The 14,474-nt window shown below is 70.5% G+C and carries 13 protein-coding genes and 1 tRNA gene; all 14 read left to right on the forward strand.

Annotated elements, in window-relative coordinates; genetic code table 11:
* The first annotated feature begins 3 nt into the window (after positions 1-3).
* The 14 genes from ACSU6L_RS27775 to ACSU6L_RS27840 all read left to right on the forward strand — a co-directional run bounded on the left by ACSU6L_RS27775 (position 4) and on the right by ACSU6L_RS27840 (position 14,388).
* Positions 4-1,674, forward strand: coding sequence for a UDP-N-acetylmuramoyl-L-alanyl-D-glutamate--2,6-diaminopimelate ligase (locus tag ACSU6L_RS27775; protein ID WP_437061109.1), 1,671 nt, complete (start codon positions 4-6; stop codon positions 1,672-1,674).
* Positions 1,675-1,702: 28 nt separating this feature from the next.
* Positions 1,703-3,109, forward strand: a complete 1,407-nt coding sequence (locus ACSU6L_RS27780) for a UDP-N-acetylmuramoyl-tripeptide--D-alanyl-D-alanine ligase (protein ID WP_437061111.1) — start codon at positions 1,703-1,705, stop codon at positions 3,107-3,109.
* Positions 3,109-4,179, forward strand: coding sequence for a phospho-N-acetylmuramoyl-pentapeptide-transferase (gene mraY, locus ACSU6L_RS27785; protein WP_437065084.1), 1,071 nt, complete (start codon positions 3,109-3,111; stop codon positions 4,177-4,179). Before ACSU6L_RS27780 ends, mraY begins: the two co-directional genes overlap by 1 nt.
* Positions 4,161-5,579 carry a UDP-N-acetylmuramoyl-L-alanine--D-glutamate ligase gene (gene murD / locus ACSU6L_RS27790; RefSeq protein WP_437061113.1) on the forward strand — a complete coding sequence of 473 codons (1,419 nt, stop codon included), beginning with the start codon at positions 4,161-4,163 and terminating at the stop codon, positions 5,577-5,579. Before mraY ends, murD begins: the two co-directional genes overlap by 19 nt.
* A gap of 63 nt (positions 5,580-5,642) precedes the next feature.
* Complete coding sequence (gene ftsW, locus ACSU6L_RS27795) at positions 5,643-6,989, forward strand: putative lipid II flippase FtsW (protein ID WP_437061115.1); 1,347 nt, start codon at positions 5,643-5,645, stop codon at positions 6,987-6,989.
* Between the two features lie 6 nt (positions 6,990-6,995).
* On the forward strand, positions 6,996-8,084 hold the full coding sequence (gene murG / locus ACSU6L_RS27800; RefSeq protein WP_073942848.1) for an undecaprenyldiphospho-muramoylpentapeptide beta-N-acetylglucosaminyltransferase: 1,089 nt from the start codon (positions 6,996-6,998) through the stop codon (positions 8,082-8,084).
* A 20-nt stretch (positions 8,085-8,104) separates the two neighbouring features.
* Positions 8,105-8,911: a cell division protein FtsQ/DivIB gene (locus tag ACSU6L_RS27805; RefSeq protein WP_437061118.1), complete on the forward strand. Its 807-nt coding sequence runs from the start codon at positions 8,105-8,107 to the stop codon at positions 8,909-8,911.
* A gap of 279 nt (positions 8,912-9,190) precedes the next feature.
* Entirely contained in the window at positions 9,191-10,393 is a 1,203-nt protein-coding gene (ftsZ, locus tag ACSU6L_RS27810) for a cell division protein FtsZ (RefSeq protein WP_437061120.1), read from the forward strand.
* Positions 10,390-11,118: a peptidoglycan editing factor PgeF gene (gene pgeF / locus ACSU6L_RS27815; protein WP_437061122.1), complete on the forward strand. Its 729-nt coding sequence runs from the start codon at positions 10,390-10,392 to the stop codon at positions 11,116-11,118. The genes ftsZ and pgeF overlap by 4 nt, the downstream gene beginning before the upstream one ends.
* A gap of 6 nt (positions 11,119-11,124) precedes the next feature.
* On the forward strand, positions 11,125-11,844 hold the full coding sequence (locus ACSU6L_RS27820; RefSeq protein WP_073942843.1) for a YggS family pyridoxal phosphate-dependent enzyme: 720 nt from the start codon (positions 11,125-11,127) through the stop codon (positions 11,842-11,844).
* A gap of 129 nt (positions 11,845-11,973) precedes the next feature.
* Entirely contained in the window at positions 11,974-12,615 is a 642-nt protein-coding gene (locus tag ACSU6L_RS27825) for a cell division protein SepF (RefSeq protein ID WP_351839935.1), read from the forward strand.
* Between the two features lie 75 nt (positions 12,616-12,690).
* Positions 12,691-12,975 carry a YggT family protein gene (locus ACSU6L_RS27830; RefSeq protein ID WP_016435858.1) on the forward strand — a complete coding sequence of 95 codons (285 nt, stop codon included), beginning with the start codon at positions 12,691-12,693 and terminating at the stop codon, positions 12,973-12,975.
* 52 nt (positions 12,976-13,027) lie between these two features.
* Positions 13,028-14,164: a DivIVA domain-containing protein gene (locus ACSU6L_RS27835; RefSeq protein WP_437061126.1), complete on the forward strand. Its 1,137-nt coding sequence runs from the start codon at positions 13,028-13,030 to the stop codon at positions 14,162-14,164.
* Between the two features lie 149 nt (positions 14,165-14,313).
* Positions 14,314-14,388, forward strand: a tRNA-Ala gene (locus tag ACSU6L_RS27840).
* The last annotated feature ends 86 nt before the right edge of the window (positions 14,389-14,474 follow it).

Here is a 14,474-nt window from a genome sequence, read left to right on the forward strand (position 1 = left end):
CCCGTGACCACGATCACCCCGGATGCCGGGAACCAAGGCGCCCCCCGCCCCTCGCTTCGCTCCGGAGCGGGTACGCCCGGTACGCTCACCGCCGTGCCACACGCTGATCAGTCCCAAACCACCCAGAAGGGCCACCCCGTGACATACCCGGGTCCGCCCCGGCCGACGCAGCTCTCCGCCACACCCCTCGCGGAACTCGCCGGTCAGCTGGGTGTCGCAGTACCGGACAGCACCGCCGGGGTCACGGGCATCACCCATGACTCGCGCGCCGTCCGCCCCGGCGACCTGTACGCCGCCCTGCCGGGCGCCCGCGCGCACGGCGCCGACTTCGTCACGCAGGCCGCCGGTCTCGGCGCGGCCGCCGTGCTGACCGACCCGGCCGGCGCCGAACGCGCCGCCGCCACCGGGTTGCCGGTGCTGACCGTCGACGACCCGCGCGCGCGGATGGGCGAGCTGGCCGCCACGATCTACGGCCGGCCCGGAGCGGACCTGCTCCAGATCGGCATCACCGGCACCTCCGGCAAGACCACCACGGCGTACCTCGTCGAGGGCGGCCTGCGGACGGTCAGGTCCACCGGCCTGGTCGGCACGGTCGAGATGCGCATCGGCGACGAGCGCATCAAGTCCGAGCGCACCACCCCCGAAGCCACCGACCTGCAGGCCCTGTTCGCGGTCATGCGGGAACGCGGCGTCGAGGCGGTCGCCATGGAGGTCTCCAGCCACGCCCTGGTCCTCGGCCGGGTCGACGGCTGCGTCTTCGACGTCGCGGTCTTCACCAACCTCAGCCCGGAACACATGGAGTTCCACTCCGACATGGAGGACTACTTCCGGGCCAAGGCGCAGCTGTTCACGCCGAAACGCAGCAGACTGGGCGTGGTCAACGTCGACGACGAGTACGGCCGCAGGCTCGCCCAGGAGGCCACGGTCCCGGTCGTCACCTACTCCGCCGAGGGCCACCCCGACGCCGACTGGCGCGCCGAGGACGTCCGGATCGGCCAGCTCGACTCCACGTTCACCGTCCTCGGCCCGAACGGCGAGCGGATCACCGCCAAGTCCCCGCTGCCGGGCCCGTTCAACGTGGCGAACACCCTCGCCGCGCTGGTCGCCCTGGCCGTCGCCGGTCTGGACCCGCAGACCGCCGCCGACGGCATCGCGGCCGTGCCGGGCGTGCCGGGCCGGCTGGAGCGGGTGGACGCCGGACAGCCGTACCTCGCGGTCGTGGACTACGCCCACAAGACGGACGCCGTCGAATCGGTGCTGAAGGCGCTGCGCAAGGTCACCAAGGGCCGGCTGCACGTCGTCATCGGCTGCGGCGGCGACCGGGACACCACCAAGCGCGCGCCGATGGGCGCCGCCGCGGCGCGGCTCGCCGACGTCGCCGTACTGACCTCCGACAACCCCCGCTCCGAGGACCCCCTGGCGATCCTCGCCACCATGCTCCAGGGCGCGGCGTCCGTGCCGGTGCACGAGCGCGGCGAGGTCCTGCTCTTCGAGGACCGCGCCGCCGCGATCGCCGCCGCCGTCGACCGGGCGGGACCGGGCGACACCGTGCTGGTCGCGGGCAAGGGGCACGAGCAGGGCCAGGACATCGCCGGCGTGATCCGTCCGTTCGACGACCGCCAGGTGCTTCGCGAAGCCATCCAGAACACCCAGGGCCCGAACACCCAGGGATGAGAATCCAGCAGACCCAGGGGATGAACTTGTGATCGCCCTCTCTCTCGCCGAGATCGCAGAAGTCGTCGGCGGGCAGACGTACGACATACCGGATCCGTCGGTCATGGTGACCGGGCCGGTCGTCCGGGACTCCCGTGAGGTGGAGCCCGGCGCCCTCTTCGCCGCCTTCGTCGGCGAACGCGTGGACGGCCACGACTTCGCACCACAGGTCGTGGCGGCGGGCGCGGCCGCCGTACTGGGCTCGCGCCCCTGCGGCGTGCCCGCGATCGTCGTGGACGACGTCCAGGCGGCGCTCGGCGCCCTCGCCCGGCACGTGGTGCGCGAGCTCGGCACCACGCTGGTCGCGCTCACCGGCTCGGCGGGCAAGACCAGCACCAAGGACCTCATCGCGCAGGTCCTGCGGCGCAAGGCACCGACGGTGTTCACGCCCGGCTCCCTCAACAACGAGATCGGGCTGCCGCTGACCGCCCTCAGCGCCACCGAGGAGACCCGGTTCCTGGTCCTGGAGATGGGCGCCCGGGGCATCGGGCACATCCGGTACCTCACCGAACTGACCCCGCCGAAGATCGGGCTGGTCCTCAACGTCGGCTCCGCCCACATCGGCGAGTTCGGCGGCCGCGAGCAGATCGCCCAGGCCAAGGGCGAGCTGGTCGAGGCCCTCCCGGAGGACGGTACGGCGGTCCTCAACGCAGACGATCCGTTCGTACGGGCCATGGCGTCCCGTACGCAGGCGAAGGTGCTCTTTTTCGGAGAGTCCGACGAAGCGGACGTACGCGCCGAGAACGTGCGGTTGACGGACACCGGGCAGCCCTCCTTCACCCTTCACACACCCTCCGGGTGCAGCGATGTGACCATGCGCCTGTACGGTGAGCACCACGTGTCGAACGCGCTCGCCGCGGCCGCCGTCGCCCATGAGCTGGGCATGTCCGCGGAAGAGATCGCCACCGCGCTCTCCGAGGCGGGCTCCCTCTCCCGCTGGCGGATGGAGGTCACCGAGCGCCCGGACGGCGTGACGGTCGTCAACGACGCCTACAACGCGAACCCCGAGTCCATGAAGGCCGCTCTGCGTGCGCTGGCGGCCATGGGCAACGGGCGTCGTACGTGGGCGGTGCTCGGCAAGATGGCCGAGCTCGGGGACGAGGCGCTCGCCGAGCACGACGCGGTCGGACGGCTCGCCGTCCGGCTCAACGTCAGCAAGCTCGTCGCGGTCGGGGGCAGGGAAGCCGCCTGGCTGCAACTGGGCGCATATAACGAGGGTTCGTGGGGTGAGGAGTCGGTGCACGTGTCCGACGCACAGGCGGCGGTCGACCTGTTGCGCAGCGAGTTGCGCCCGGGGGACGTCGTGCTCGTGAAGGCGTCCCGTTCGGTCGGCCTCGAAAGCGTTGCCCAGGCGCTGCTCGAGTCCGGTGCCGAGGGTGAGGTTGCCGCCCGATGATGAAGCAGATCCTGTTCGCGGGAGTCATTGGCCTCTTCCTGACGCTGGTCGGCACCCCGCTGCTGATCAAGCTCCTCGCGCGCAAGGGCTACGGCCAGTACATCCGTGACGACGGCCCGCGCGAGCACGCCAGCAAGCGCGGTACGCCGACCATGGGCGGTATCGCCTTCATCCTGGCGACGGTCGCGGCGTACTTCCTGTCCAAGGTCATCACCGGCTACACCCCGACCTACTCGGGTCTGCTGGTGCTCGGCCTGATGGTCGGCATGGGCCTGGTCGGCTTCCTCGACGACTACATCAAGATCGTCAAGCGGCGGTCGCTGGGTCTGCGGGCCAAGGCGAAGATGGCCGGCCAGCTGATCGTCGGCATCGCCTTCGCGGTGCTCTCCCTGCAGTTCGCGGACAACCGCGGCAACACCCCGGCCTCCACCAAGCTGTCGTTCATCACCGACTTCGGCTGGACGATCGGCCCGGTGCTGTTCGTGGTCTGGGCGCTGTTCATGATCCTCGCCATGTCGAACGGCGTGAACCTGACGGACGGCCTCGACGGTCTGGCCACCGGCGCCTCCGTCCTCGTCTTCGGCGCCTACACCTTCATCGGCGTCTGGCAGTTCCAGGAGTCCTGCGCCAACGCGGGCACCCTGACCAACCCGGGTGCCTGTTACGAGGTGCGCGACCCGCTCGACCTCGCGGTGGTCGCCTCCGCGCTGATGGGCGCCTGCCTCGGCTTCCTGTGGTGGAACACCTCGCCGGCCAAGATCTTCATGGGTGACACCGGCTCGCTGGCGCTCGGCGGTGTGCTCGCGGGTCTCGCGATCTGCTCCCGCACCGAGCTGCTGCTCGCCATCCTCGGCGGTCTGTTCGTCCTCATCACCATGTCGGTGGTCATCCAGGTCGGCTCGTTCCGGCTCACCGGGAAGCGGGTCTTCCGGATGGCTCCGCTCCAGCACCACTTCGAACTCAAGGGCTGGTCCGAAGTGCTCGTCGTGGTCCGTTTCTGGATCATCCAGGGCATCTGCGTGATCGTCGGACTGGGCCTCTTCTACGCGGGATGGGCAGCAGAGAAGTGACCGACTGGCAGGGAAAGCGCGTCACCGTCGCCGGGCTCGGCGTCTCCGGTGTCCCGGCGGCCAAGGTGCTGCACGGGCTCGGCGCGATCGTCACGGTCGTCAACGACGGCGACGACGAGCGTGCCCGGGCACAGGCGGCCGAGCTGGAGGCCCTGGGCGTCACCGTCCGCCTCGGCGACGGCGCGACCCTGCCCGACGGCACCGAGCTGATCGTCACCGCGCCCGGCTGGAAGCCGGACAAGCCGCTGTTCACGGCCGCCGAGCAGGCCGGCGTGCCGGTGTGGGGCGACGTCGAACTGGCCTGGCGGCTGCGCGGCCCGGACTCGGCGCCCTGGCTCTGCGTGACCGGCACCAACGGCAAGACCACGACCACGCAGATGCTGGCGTCGATCCTGAAGGCCGCCGGGCTGCGCACCGCCGCCGTCGGCAACATCGGCGTCTCGCTGCTGGACGCGGTACTCGGCGACGAGGAGTACGACGTGCTCGCCGTGGAGCTGTCCAGCTACCAGCTCCACTGGGCGCCGTCCCTGCGCGCCCACTCCGCCGCCGTCCTCAACCTCGCCCCGGACCACCTCGACTGGCACGGCTCCATGGAGGCGTACGCCAAGGACAAGGGCCGCGTCTACGAAGGCAATCGGGTCGCCTGCGTCTACAACGTGGCCGACAAGGCCACCGAGGACCTGGTGCGCGAGGCGGACGTCGAGGAGGGCTGCCGCGCCATCGGCTTCACCCTCGGCACCCCGGCGCCGTCCCAACTCGGCGTCGTGGAGGGCATCCTGGTCGACCGGGCCTTCGTCGAGAACCGGCAGAAGAACGCCCAGGAGCTCGCCGAGGTCGCCGACGTCGACCCGCCGGCCCCGCACAACATCGCCAACGCCCTTGCCGCGGCGGCCCTCGCCCGCGCCTTCGGGGTGCCCCCGCAGGCCGTACGGGACGGGCTGCGGGCCTTCCGGCCGGACGCCCACCGGATCGAGCACGTCGCCGACGTGGACGGCGTCGCGTACGTCGACGACTCCAAGGCGACCAACACCCACGCCACGGAAGCCTCTTTGGCGGCGTACGAGTCGATCGTGTGGATCGCGGGCGGCCTCGCCAAGGGAGCCACCTTCGACGAACTGGTCGCCAAGTCGGCGAAGCGGCTGCGCGGGGTCGTGCTGATCGGCGCCGACCGCGCGCTGATCCGTGAAGCGCTCGCGCGACACGCCCCGGAAGTACCCGTCGTCGACCTCGACCGGACCGACACTGGGGCGATGCTCGCGGCTGTCCAGGAGGCCCGGCGCCTCGCCCGGCCCGGCGACACGGTGCTGCTGGCCCCGGCCTGCGCCTCCATGGACATGTTCGCCAACTACAACAAGCGCGGTGAAGCGTTCGCGGAGGCGGTTCGCGGACTCGGAGCCTGACCCGGCCGCCTGCCGGGCGACCCTGGGAGGGACGACGCGTGGGACCGTACAGCGGAGACGCCGATGCCCGGTAGCCGTACCGGGCGTCCGCCCGTCCAGCGGCGGGTGGTGCGGCCCTCCACCGCCTCCCGCGAGAATCCCGTCGTGGGGTTCTACACGCGCACCCGCCGGGCCTGGGACCGGCCGCTGACCGCGTACTACCTGATCCTCGGCGGCAGCCTGATGATCACCGTGCTCGGGTTGGTGATGGTCTACTCGGCCTCCCAGATCACCGCGCTCCAGATGTCGCTGCCCGGGTCCTACTTCTTCCGCAAGCAGCTGCTGGCCGCCGTGATCGGCGCCGGGCTGCTGTACGCGGCCTCGCGGATGCCGGTGAAGCTGCACCGCGCGCTCGCGTACCCGATCCTCGCGGGCGCCGTCGTCATGATGGCGCTGGTGCAGGTGCCCGGGATAGGGATGGCGGTCAACGGCAACCAGAACTGGATCTCCCTCGGCGGCTCCTTCCAGATCCAGCCCAGCGAGTTCGGCAAGCTGGCCCTCGTCCTGTGGGGCGCCGACCTGCTCGCCCGCAAGTCGGACAAGAGGCTGCTGGCGCAGTGGAAGCACATGCTGGTGCCGCTCGTTCCGGTGGCGTTCCTGCTGCTCGGGTTGATCATGCTCGGCGGCGACATGGGCACGGCGATCATCCTCACCGCGATCCTGTTCGGCCTGCTCTGGCTGGCAGGGGCGCCCACCCGGCTGTTCGTCGGGGTGCTGGCGGTCGCCGCCGTGATCGGCACGGTCCTGATCAAGACCAGCGCCAACCGGCTGGACCGCTTCGCCTGCGTCGGCGCCACCGAGATGGGCCCCGACGGCTCCTGCTGGCAGGCCGTGCACGGGATCTACGCCCTCGCCTCCGGCGGACTCTTCGGTTCCGGACTGGGCGCGAGTGTGGAAAAATGGGGCCAACTACCCGAAGCGCACACCGACTTCATCTTCGCCGTCACCGGTGAGGAACTGGGCCTCGCGGGGACGCTGTCGGTGCTCGCCCTCTTCGCCGCTCTAGGCTATGCGGGTATCCGCGTGGCCGGACGCACGGAGGACCCCTTCGTCAGGTATGCCGCGGGAGGCGTGACCACCTGGATCACGGCCCAGGCCGTGATCAACATGGGTGCGGTGCTCGGTCTGCTGCCGATCGCCGGCGTCCCGCTCCCGCTGTTCTCCTACGGAGGATCCGCCCTGCTGCCGACCATGTTCGCCATCGGGCTGCTGATCGCCTTCGCGCGCGACGAGCCCGCTGCGCGGGCGGCGCTTGCGATGCGGCAACCCCGCTTTGGTAGAAAGCGGGGGGCTGGGGGCTCTGCGGGGCCCCGGAGATGGAACACGATGCGACGGCGCACCTCGGCGGTGCGCTCGTCCGGAGAGCGGTGAATTTCGGTGCATGTCGTACTCGCCGGCGGGGGTACCGCGGGCCACATCGAGCCCGCGCTCGCCCTCGCGGACGCCCTGCGCAGGCAGGACCCGACCGTGGGCATCACGGCCCTGGGCACGGAGCGCGGCCTGGAGACCAGGCTGGTCCCCGAGCGGGGCTACGAGCTGGCGCTGATCCCGGCCGTACCGCTGCCCCGTAAGCCCACGCCCGAGCTGATCACCGTCCCGGGCCGGCTGCGCGGCACCATCAAGGCGGCCGAGCAGATCCTGGAGCGGACCAAGGCGGACGTCGTGGTCGGCTTCGGCGGCTACGTGGCGCTGCCCGGCTACCTGGCCGCCAAGCGCCTCGGCGTGCCGATCGTCATCCACGAGGCCAACGCCCGCCCCGGCCTCGCCAACAAGATCGGTTCCCGGTACGCCGCCCAGGTCGCCGTAGCCACCCCGGACAGCAAGCTGAGGAACTCGCGCTACATCGGCATCCCGCTGCGGCACTCGATCGCCACCCTCGACCGGGCCGCCGTCCGCCCCGAGGCCCGCGCGATGTTCGGGCTCGACCCGAACCTGCCGACGCTGCTCGTCTCCGGCGGCTCGCAGGGCGCCCGCCGCCTCAACGAGGTCGTCCAGCAGGTCGCGCCCTGGCTCCAGCAGGCCGGCATCCAGATCCTGCACGCGGTCGGCCCGAAGAACGAACTGCCGCAGGTGCAGCAGATGCCGGGAATGCCCCCCTACATCCCGGTAAGTTACCTGGACCGGATGGACCTCGCGTACGCCGCGGCCGACATGATGCTCTGCCGCGCGGGCGCGATGACCGTCGCCGAACTCTCCGCCGTCGGGCTCCCGGCCGCCTACGTCCCGCTGCCCATCGGCAACGGCGAACAGCGGCTCAACGCCCAGCCGGTGGTCAAGGCCGGCGGCGGCCTGCTGGTCGACGACGCGGAACTCACACCGGAGTGGGTGCAGCAGAACGTGCTGCCCGTGCTCGCCGACCCGCACCGGCTGTACGAGATGTCCCGCGCCGCCAGCGAGTTCGGCCGCCGGGACGCCGACGACCTGCTCGTCGGCATGGTGTACGAGGCGATCGCCTCGCGCCGGTAACGCCCAGAAAGGGAGCGAGTGTGGCCGGACCCACCACCGCCGAACGCGGTGCACGTCGGCAGGAGCCGTCCGGCCCGCCCCCCGTCCGGCGGCTGCGGCTGCTGCTGCGGTCGCCCCGGCTCCGTACGATCATCATCCTTGCCGTCGCCCTGACGCTCCTCGGCGCGGGCGGCGGCTGGCTGTTGTACGGCTCGCAGTTGCTGCGTCTCGAGCGCGTCTCCGTCTCCGGCACCCGCGTGCTCACGCCCGAGCAGGTGCGCGAGGCGGCCGACGCGCCGGTCGGGGAACCGCTGATTTCCGTCGACACCGAGGCGATGGAGAGCCGACTGCGCCAGAAATTGCCCCGAATTGACACGGTTGACGTGGAGCGTTCCTGGCCGCATGGAATGGGGCTGAAAGTGACCGAGCGGACGGCGGTTCTGCTCGTCGAAAAGGGCGGGAAGTTCGTCGAAGTGGACGACGAGGGTGTCCGTTTCGCCACGGTTTCTGACGCGCCGAAAGGTGTTCCCCTTCTGGAATTGAGGGTTTCCCGCTCCAGTTCCGCCGCGGCCAGCCTGCGCCGCTTCGGCGAGGCCCGGCTGACCCGGGAGGCGGTGCGGGTGGCCGGCGCCCTGCCGGACCGGGTCGCGCGGCTCACCCGGGTCGTCAAGGTGCGTTCGTACGACGACGTCTCGCTGGAGTTGGGTGACGGCCGCACCGTCGCCTGGGGGAGCGGCGAGAAGGGCGCCCTGAAGGCCCGTACCCTCAATGCGCTGATGAAAGCGGCCCCGGAGGCCCGGCACTTCGACGTGAGCGTGCCCACCGCCCCGGCGTCATCGGGGAGTTGACGCACATCAGCGCAGGCCAGCACCCTGGTTGGGCACTGCTACGGCTGATCACATAGGGTGAAAAGAAAAACGGGAGGTTCGGCGTGTTCGTTGAACGTGCGCCACTTGTCGACTTAGTGTCCTGTTCAGAAGACTCCAGGGAACAGACACACTGGTAACCCTAAACTTCAACGTTAGGGTTCGGGTCGGCGAAACGGACCGTCCCATTCGGCATCAGTCGTCGGATCGCGGCGCACCCGCGAGGCGGCGACACGTAACTCGAGGCGAGAGGCCTTCGACGTGGCAGCACCGCAGAACTACCTCGCAGTCATCAAAGTCATCGGTGTCGGCGGCGGTGGTGTCAATGCCATCAACCGGATGATCGAGGTCGGTCTCAAGGGCGTCGAGTTCATCGCCATCAACACCGACGCGCAAGCTCTGTTGATGAGCGACGCCGACGTCAAGCTCGACGTCGGCCGCGAACTCACCCGCGGACTCGGCGCCGGAGCCAACCCGGCCGTCGGCCGCAAGGCCGCCGAGGACCACCGCGAGGAGATCGAGGAGGTCCTCAAGGGGGCCGACATGGTCTTCGTGACGGCCGGTGAAGGCGGCGGCACCGGCACCGGCGGCGCGCCCGTCGTGGCCAACATCGCACGCTCCCTCGGCGCGCTCACCATCGGCGTGGTCACGCGCCCGTTCACCTTCGAGGGACGGCGCCGCGCGAACCAGGCCGAGGACGGCATCGCCGAGCTCCGCGAAGAGGTCGACACCCTCATCGTCATCCCGAACGACCGGCTGCTGTCCATCTCGGACCGCCAGGTCTCGGTCCTCGACGCCTTCAAGTCGGCGGACCAGGTCCTGCTCTCCGGTGTTCAGGGCATCACCGACCTCATCACCACCCCCGGCCTGATCAACCTCGACTTCGCCGACGTCAAGTCGGTCATGTCCGAGGCCGGTTCCGCCCTCATGGGCATCGGCTCGGCCCGCGGCGACGACCGTGCGGTGGCCGCGGCCGAGATGGCGATCTCCTCGCCGCTGCTGGAGGCGTCCATCGACGGCGCCCGCGGCGTGCTGCTCTCCATCTCCGGCGGCTCCGACCTCGGCCTGTTCGAGATCAACGAGGCCGCCCAGCTGGTGAGCGAGGCCGCGCACCCCGAGGCCAACATCATCTTCGGTGCGGTCATCGACGACGCCCTCGGCGACGAGGTCCGGGTCACCGTGATCGCGGCCGGCTTCGACGGCGGCCAGCCGCCCGCCCGCCGGGACAACGTCCTCGGCTCGGCCTCCTCCGCCCCGGCCCGCCGCGAGGAGCCCGCTCCGGTACGGCAGCCGGAGAGCCGCCCGTCCTTCGGCTCGCTCGGCAGCGTGACGCCGAAGGAGGAGCCGGAGCCCGCCCCGGAGCCGGTCGCCGAAATCCCGGTCGCCCCGCCGGTCCCGCCGGCGCCGCGGACCTACACGGACAGCGCGGCCGAGGAACTGGACGTCCCGGACTTCCTCAAGTGATAGGACAGCACGGACACGTGAGCGGCGCGCACTTCGCCTTCACCGACCGGTGGGGCGGGGTGAGCGCCGCTCCGTATGAGGAGCTCAATCTCGGCGGCGCGGTCGGCGACGACCCCGAGGCCGTACGGGCCAACCGGGAGCTGGCGGCGAAGTCGCTCGGCGTGGACCCCGGCCTGGTCGTCTGGATGAACCAGGTGCACGGCAACGAGGTGGCCGTGGTCGACGGGCCGTGGAACGTCGAGCGCGTCCCCCAGGTCGACGGGCTGGTGACCGCCGGGCGCGGCATCGCGCTCGCCGTGCTCACGGCCGACTGCGTCCCGGTCCTGCTGGCCGATCCGGTGGCCGGTGTGGTGTCCGCGGCCCACGCGGGCCGGCCCGGCATGGTCGCCGGGATCGTTCCCGCCGCCGTGGCGGCCATGGTGAAGCTCGGCGCCGACCCCTCCCGGATCGTCGCCCGCACTGGACCCGCCGTCTGCGGCCGGTGCTACGAGGTGCCGGAGCCGATGCGCGCCGAGGTGGCCGCCGTGGAGCCGGGGGCGTACGCCGAGACGAGCTGGGGCACGCCGGCGGTCGATGTGGCCGCCGGGGTGCACGCGCAGCTCGAACGGCTCGGGGTGCACGACCGGGAGCAGTCGCCGGTGTGCACGCTGGAGTCGCAGGACCACTTCTCTTACCGCCGCGACCGCACCACCGGTCGGCTGGCGGGCTACGTCTGGCTGGACTGATGGGGCATGACGGACCGTAAGGGCGAACTCGCCGCAAACCTGGCGCGGGTCGAGGACCGCATCACCGCGGCCTGCGTGGCGGCCGGGCGCAAGCGTGAAGAGGTGACCCTGATCGTGGTCACCAAGACCTACCCCGCGAGCGATGTGCGGATCCTGTCGGAACTCGGTGTACGTCATGTCGCCGAGAACCGCGACCAGGACGCGGCACCGAAGGCCGCGGAATGCTCGGATCTGCCCCTTTCCTGGCACTTCGTCGGCCAGTTGCAGACCAACAAAGTCCGTTCCGTGGTCGGTTACGCGGACGTGGTGCAGTCCGTCGACCGCGCCAAGCTCGTGACGGCCCTGTCCCGGGAGGCCGTCCGGGCCGAACGGGAGATCGGGTGCCTGCTCCAGGTCGCGTTCGACGCGGGCGCGAGCGGCCGGGGCGAGCGGGGCGGGGTGGCGCCCGAGGGAATCGAGGAGTTGGCCGGTCTGGTCGCCGCCTCGGCGGGGCTGCGGCTCGACGGACTGATGACCGTGGCACCGCTCACCGGCGAGTACGCCGGGCGCCAACAGGCGGTCTTCGAGCGGTTGATGGATTTGTCGACCGACCTGCGCCGAGCCCATCCGGCTGCCAACATGGTCTCCGCGGGGATGAGTGCGGACCTCGAGCAGGCCGTGGCCGCCGGAGCGACACATGTGCGCGTCGGCAGCGCGGTACTCGGAGTCCGCCCCAGGCTCGGGTAACGTCGCCAAGAAGTCGGACCACAGCAGAAAATATGGTCATTACCGTCGAAGGGCGGGCGCAACGACCTCGTGGATCGCGGGCACTTGGCAGTCGTCAGTCGATCCACCACAGAGCGGAGGACTCAGAGCATGGCCGGCGCGATGCGCAAGATGGCGGTCTACCTCGGCCTCGTGGAGGACGATGGGTACGACGGCCGGGGATTCGACCCCGATGACGACTTCGAGCCCGAACTGGACCCGGAGCCCGAGCGGGATCACCGACGGCACGAACCGTCCCACCAGTCTCACGGTTCGCATCAGCCCCAAAGGGACGAATCGGTAAGAGTGGTACATCCGCCGGCCCCTCGGGAGCCGGTGGCCCATTCCGCTTCGCTACCCGCGGAATCCGGGCGCCCGGCGCGCATCGCGCCCGTGGCGTCCATCACACAAGAACGCGCAAGCCTGGAGAAGAACGCACCGGTGATCATGCCCAAGGTCGTATCGGAACGAGAGCCTTACCGGATCACCACGCTTCACCCGCGGACCTACAACGAGGCCCGTACCATCGGGGAACACTTCCGTGAGGGCACCCCGGTGATCATGAATCTGACTGAGATGGATGACACAGATGCGAAGCGACTTGTCGACTTTGCGGCGGGTTTGGTGTTTGGTCTTCACGGCAGCATCGAGCGGGTGACGCAGAAGGTGTTCCTGTTGTCGCCTGCTAACGTCGATGTCACGGCGGAGGACAAGGCCCGCATCGCAGAGGGCGGGTTCTTCAACCAGAGCTGAGACGCACGACCGGAAAACGCGGTACAAAGCAGTACCCACACAGCACGGGAAACAGGGGAGAGGGAAGCACGGGTCATGAGCGTGGTCCTTGATGTCATCTACATCGCGCTGATGTGCTTCCTCATCGTGCTCATCTTCCGGTTGGTCATGGACTACGTCTTCCAGTTCGCCCGCTCATGGCAACCCGGCAAGGCGATGGTGGTCGTTCTGGAGGCCACCTACACTGTCACTGATCCACCGCTCAAGCTTCTGCGGCGGTTCATTCCGCCGCTGCGTCTCGGGGGCGTGGCGCTCGACCTGTCCTTCTTCGTACTGATGATCATCGTCTACATCCTGATCTCGATCGTGAGCCGGCTGTGAGCGATGTGACCTACCGTCTTGCCGATGCCGACGACTACGTTGAGGTGAAGAGATGCCGTTGACCCCCGAGGACGTGCGGAACAAGCAGTTCACGACCGTCCGCCTCCGAGAAGGCTATGACGAGGACGAGGTCGATGCCTTCCTCGACGAGGTCGAAGCCGAACTGACCCGTCTGCTCCGCGAGAACGAGGATCTGCGCGCCAAGCTGGCCGCCGCCACGCGTGCCGCCGCGCAGAACCAGCAGAACATGCGCAAGCCGCAGGAGCCGCAGGACCAGCAGCAGCAGCCGCCGCAGCAGGGGATGCCGCAGCAGGGGATGCCGCAGCAGGGGATGCGAGGTCCGGGCGCTCCGGTACCCGCCGGCATATCGGGCCCGCCGCAGCAGCAGATGGGTGGCCCCATGGGTGGTCCGCCCCAGCTGCCGAGCGGTGCCCCGCAGCTGCCCGCCGGTCCCGGCGGTCAGGGTCCGCAGGGTCCCGGCCCGATGGGTCAGGGTCCGATGGGCCAGGGCCCGATGCAGGGCCAGATGGGCCCGGGTCCGATGGGCGGCCCCATGGGCGGTCCCATGGGCGGCCCCGGTCAGGGCCCCGGTGGCGACAGCGCCGCCCGTGTCCTGTCGCTGGCCCAGCAGACGGCCGACCAGGCGATCGCCGAGGCCCGTTCCGAGGCCAACAAGATCGTCGGCGAGGCTCGTTCGCGTGCCGAGGGTCTGGAGCGTGACGCCCGTGCCAAGGCCGACGCCCTGGAGCGGGACGCGCAGGAGAAGCACCGTGTCGCGATGGGCTCCCTGGAGTCCGCCCGCGCCACGCTGGAGCGCAAGGTCGAGGACCTGCGCGGCTTCGAGCGCGAGTACCGCACGCGACTGAAGTCGTACCTGGAGTCGCAGCTGCGCCAGCTGGAGACCCAGGCCGACGACTCCCTCGCCCCGCCGCGGACCCCGGCGGCCGCGTCCCTCCCGCCGTCCCCGTCGCCCTCCATGGCGCCGGCCGGCGCGAGCGCCCCGTCCTACGGCGGCAACCAGTCGATGGGGGGTGCGCCGAGCCCGTCCGCTCCGTCCTACGGCGGTCAGCAGCAGATGTCCCCGGCGATGACCCAGCCGATGGCTCCGGTGCGGCCGCAGGGCCCGTCGCCGATGGGTCAGGCCCCCTCGCCGATGCGTGGGTTCCTCATCGACGAGGACGACAACTGACGGTTCGTAGTACGGCGTAGCAGTCGGCAGCGTTCAGGGCGGGGCCCCGGATTCCGATCCGGGGCCCCGCCCTTTTCGGCTGTCGTTCCGGGGGCGCGGGAACCGAGTGGGCCGGGTCACGACGCGGACGGTAGGGTGCTCGCGGCGGCGGGGTGTGTAGCGCAGTGGTAGTCGCGCCTCGATGGCATCGACGGAGGACGCCGGTTCGAATCCGGCCCACCCCGGCGTCCTCGCCGTCCTTCCGTGACCTGTGACCGGCGTGCGCACGCGAAAGGCCCGGCCCCCGTGGGGGACCGGGCCTTCTGCGTGC

This window comes from Streptomyces sp. enrichment culture, assembly GCF_964272855.1.
GTDB lineage: Bacteria > Actinomycetota > Actinomycetes > Streptomycetales > Streptomycetaceae > Streptomyces.

Bases quoted from the DNA above. Each gene is read 5' to 3' on its own strand.
- mraY (WP_437065084.1), top strand. From the start codon at position 3,109: ATGAAGCAGATCCTGTTCGCGGGAGTCATTGGCCTCTTCCTGACGCTG.
- murD (WP_437061113.1), top strand. From the start codon at position 4,161: ATGGGCAGCAGAGAAGTGACCGACTGGCAGGGAAAGCGCGTCACCGTC.
- ftsW (WP_437061115.1), top strand. From the start codon at position 5,643: ATGCCCGGTAGCCGTACCGGGCGTCCGCCCGTCCAGCGGCGGGTGGTG.
- ACSU6L_RS27820 (WP_073942843.1), top strand. From the start codon at position 11,125: ATGACGGACCGTAAGGGCGAACTCGCCGCAAACCTGGCGCGGGTCGAG.
- ACSU6L_RS27825 (WP_351839935.1), top strand. From the start codon at position 11,974: ATGGCCGGCGCGATGCGCAAGATGGCGGTCTACCTCGGCCTCGTGGAG.
- ACSU6L_RS27830 (WP_016435858.1), top strand. From the start codon at position 12,691: ATGAGCGTGGTCCTTGATGTCATCTACATCGCGCTGATGTGCTTCCTC.
- ACSU6L_RS27835 (WP_437061126.1), top strand. From the start codon at position 13,028: ATGCCGTTGACCCCCGAGGACGTGCGGAACAAGCAGTTCACGACCGTC.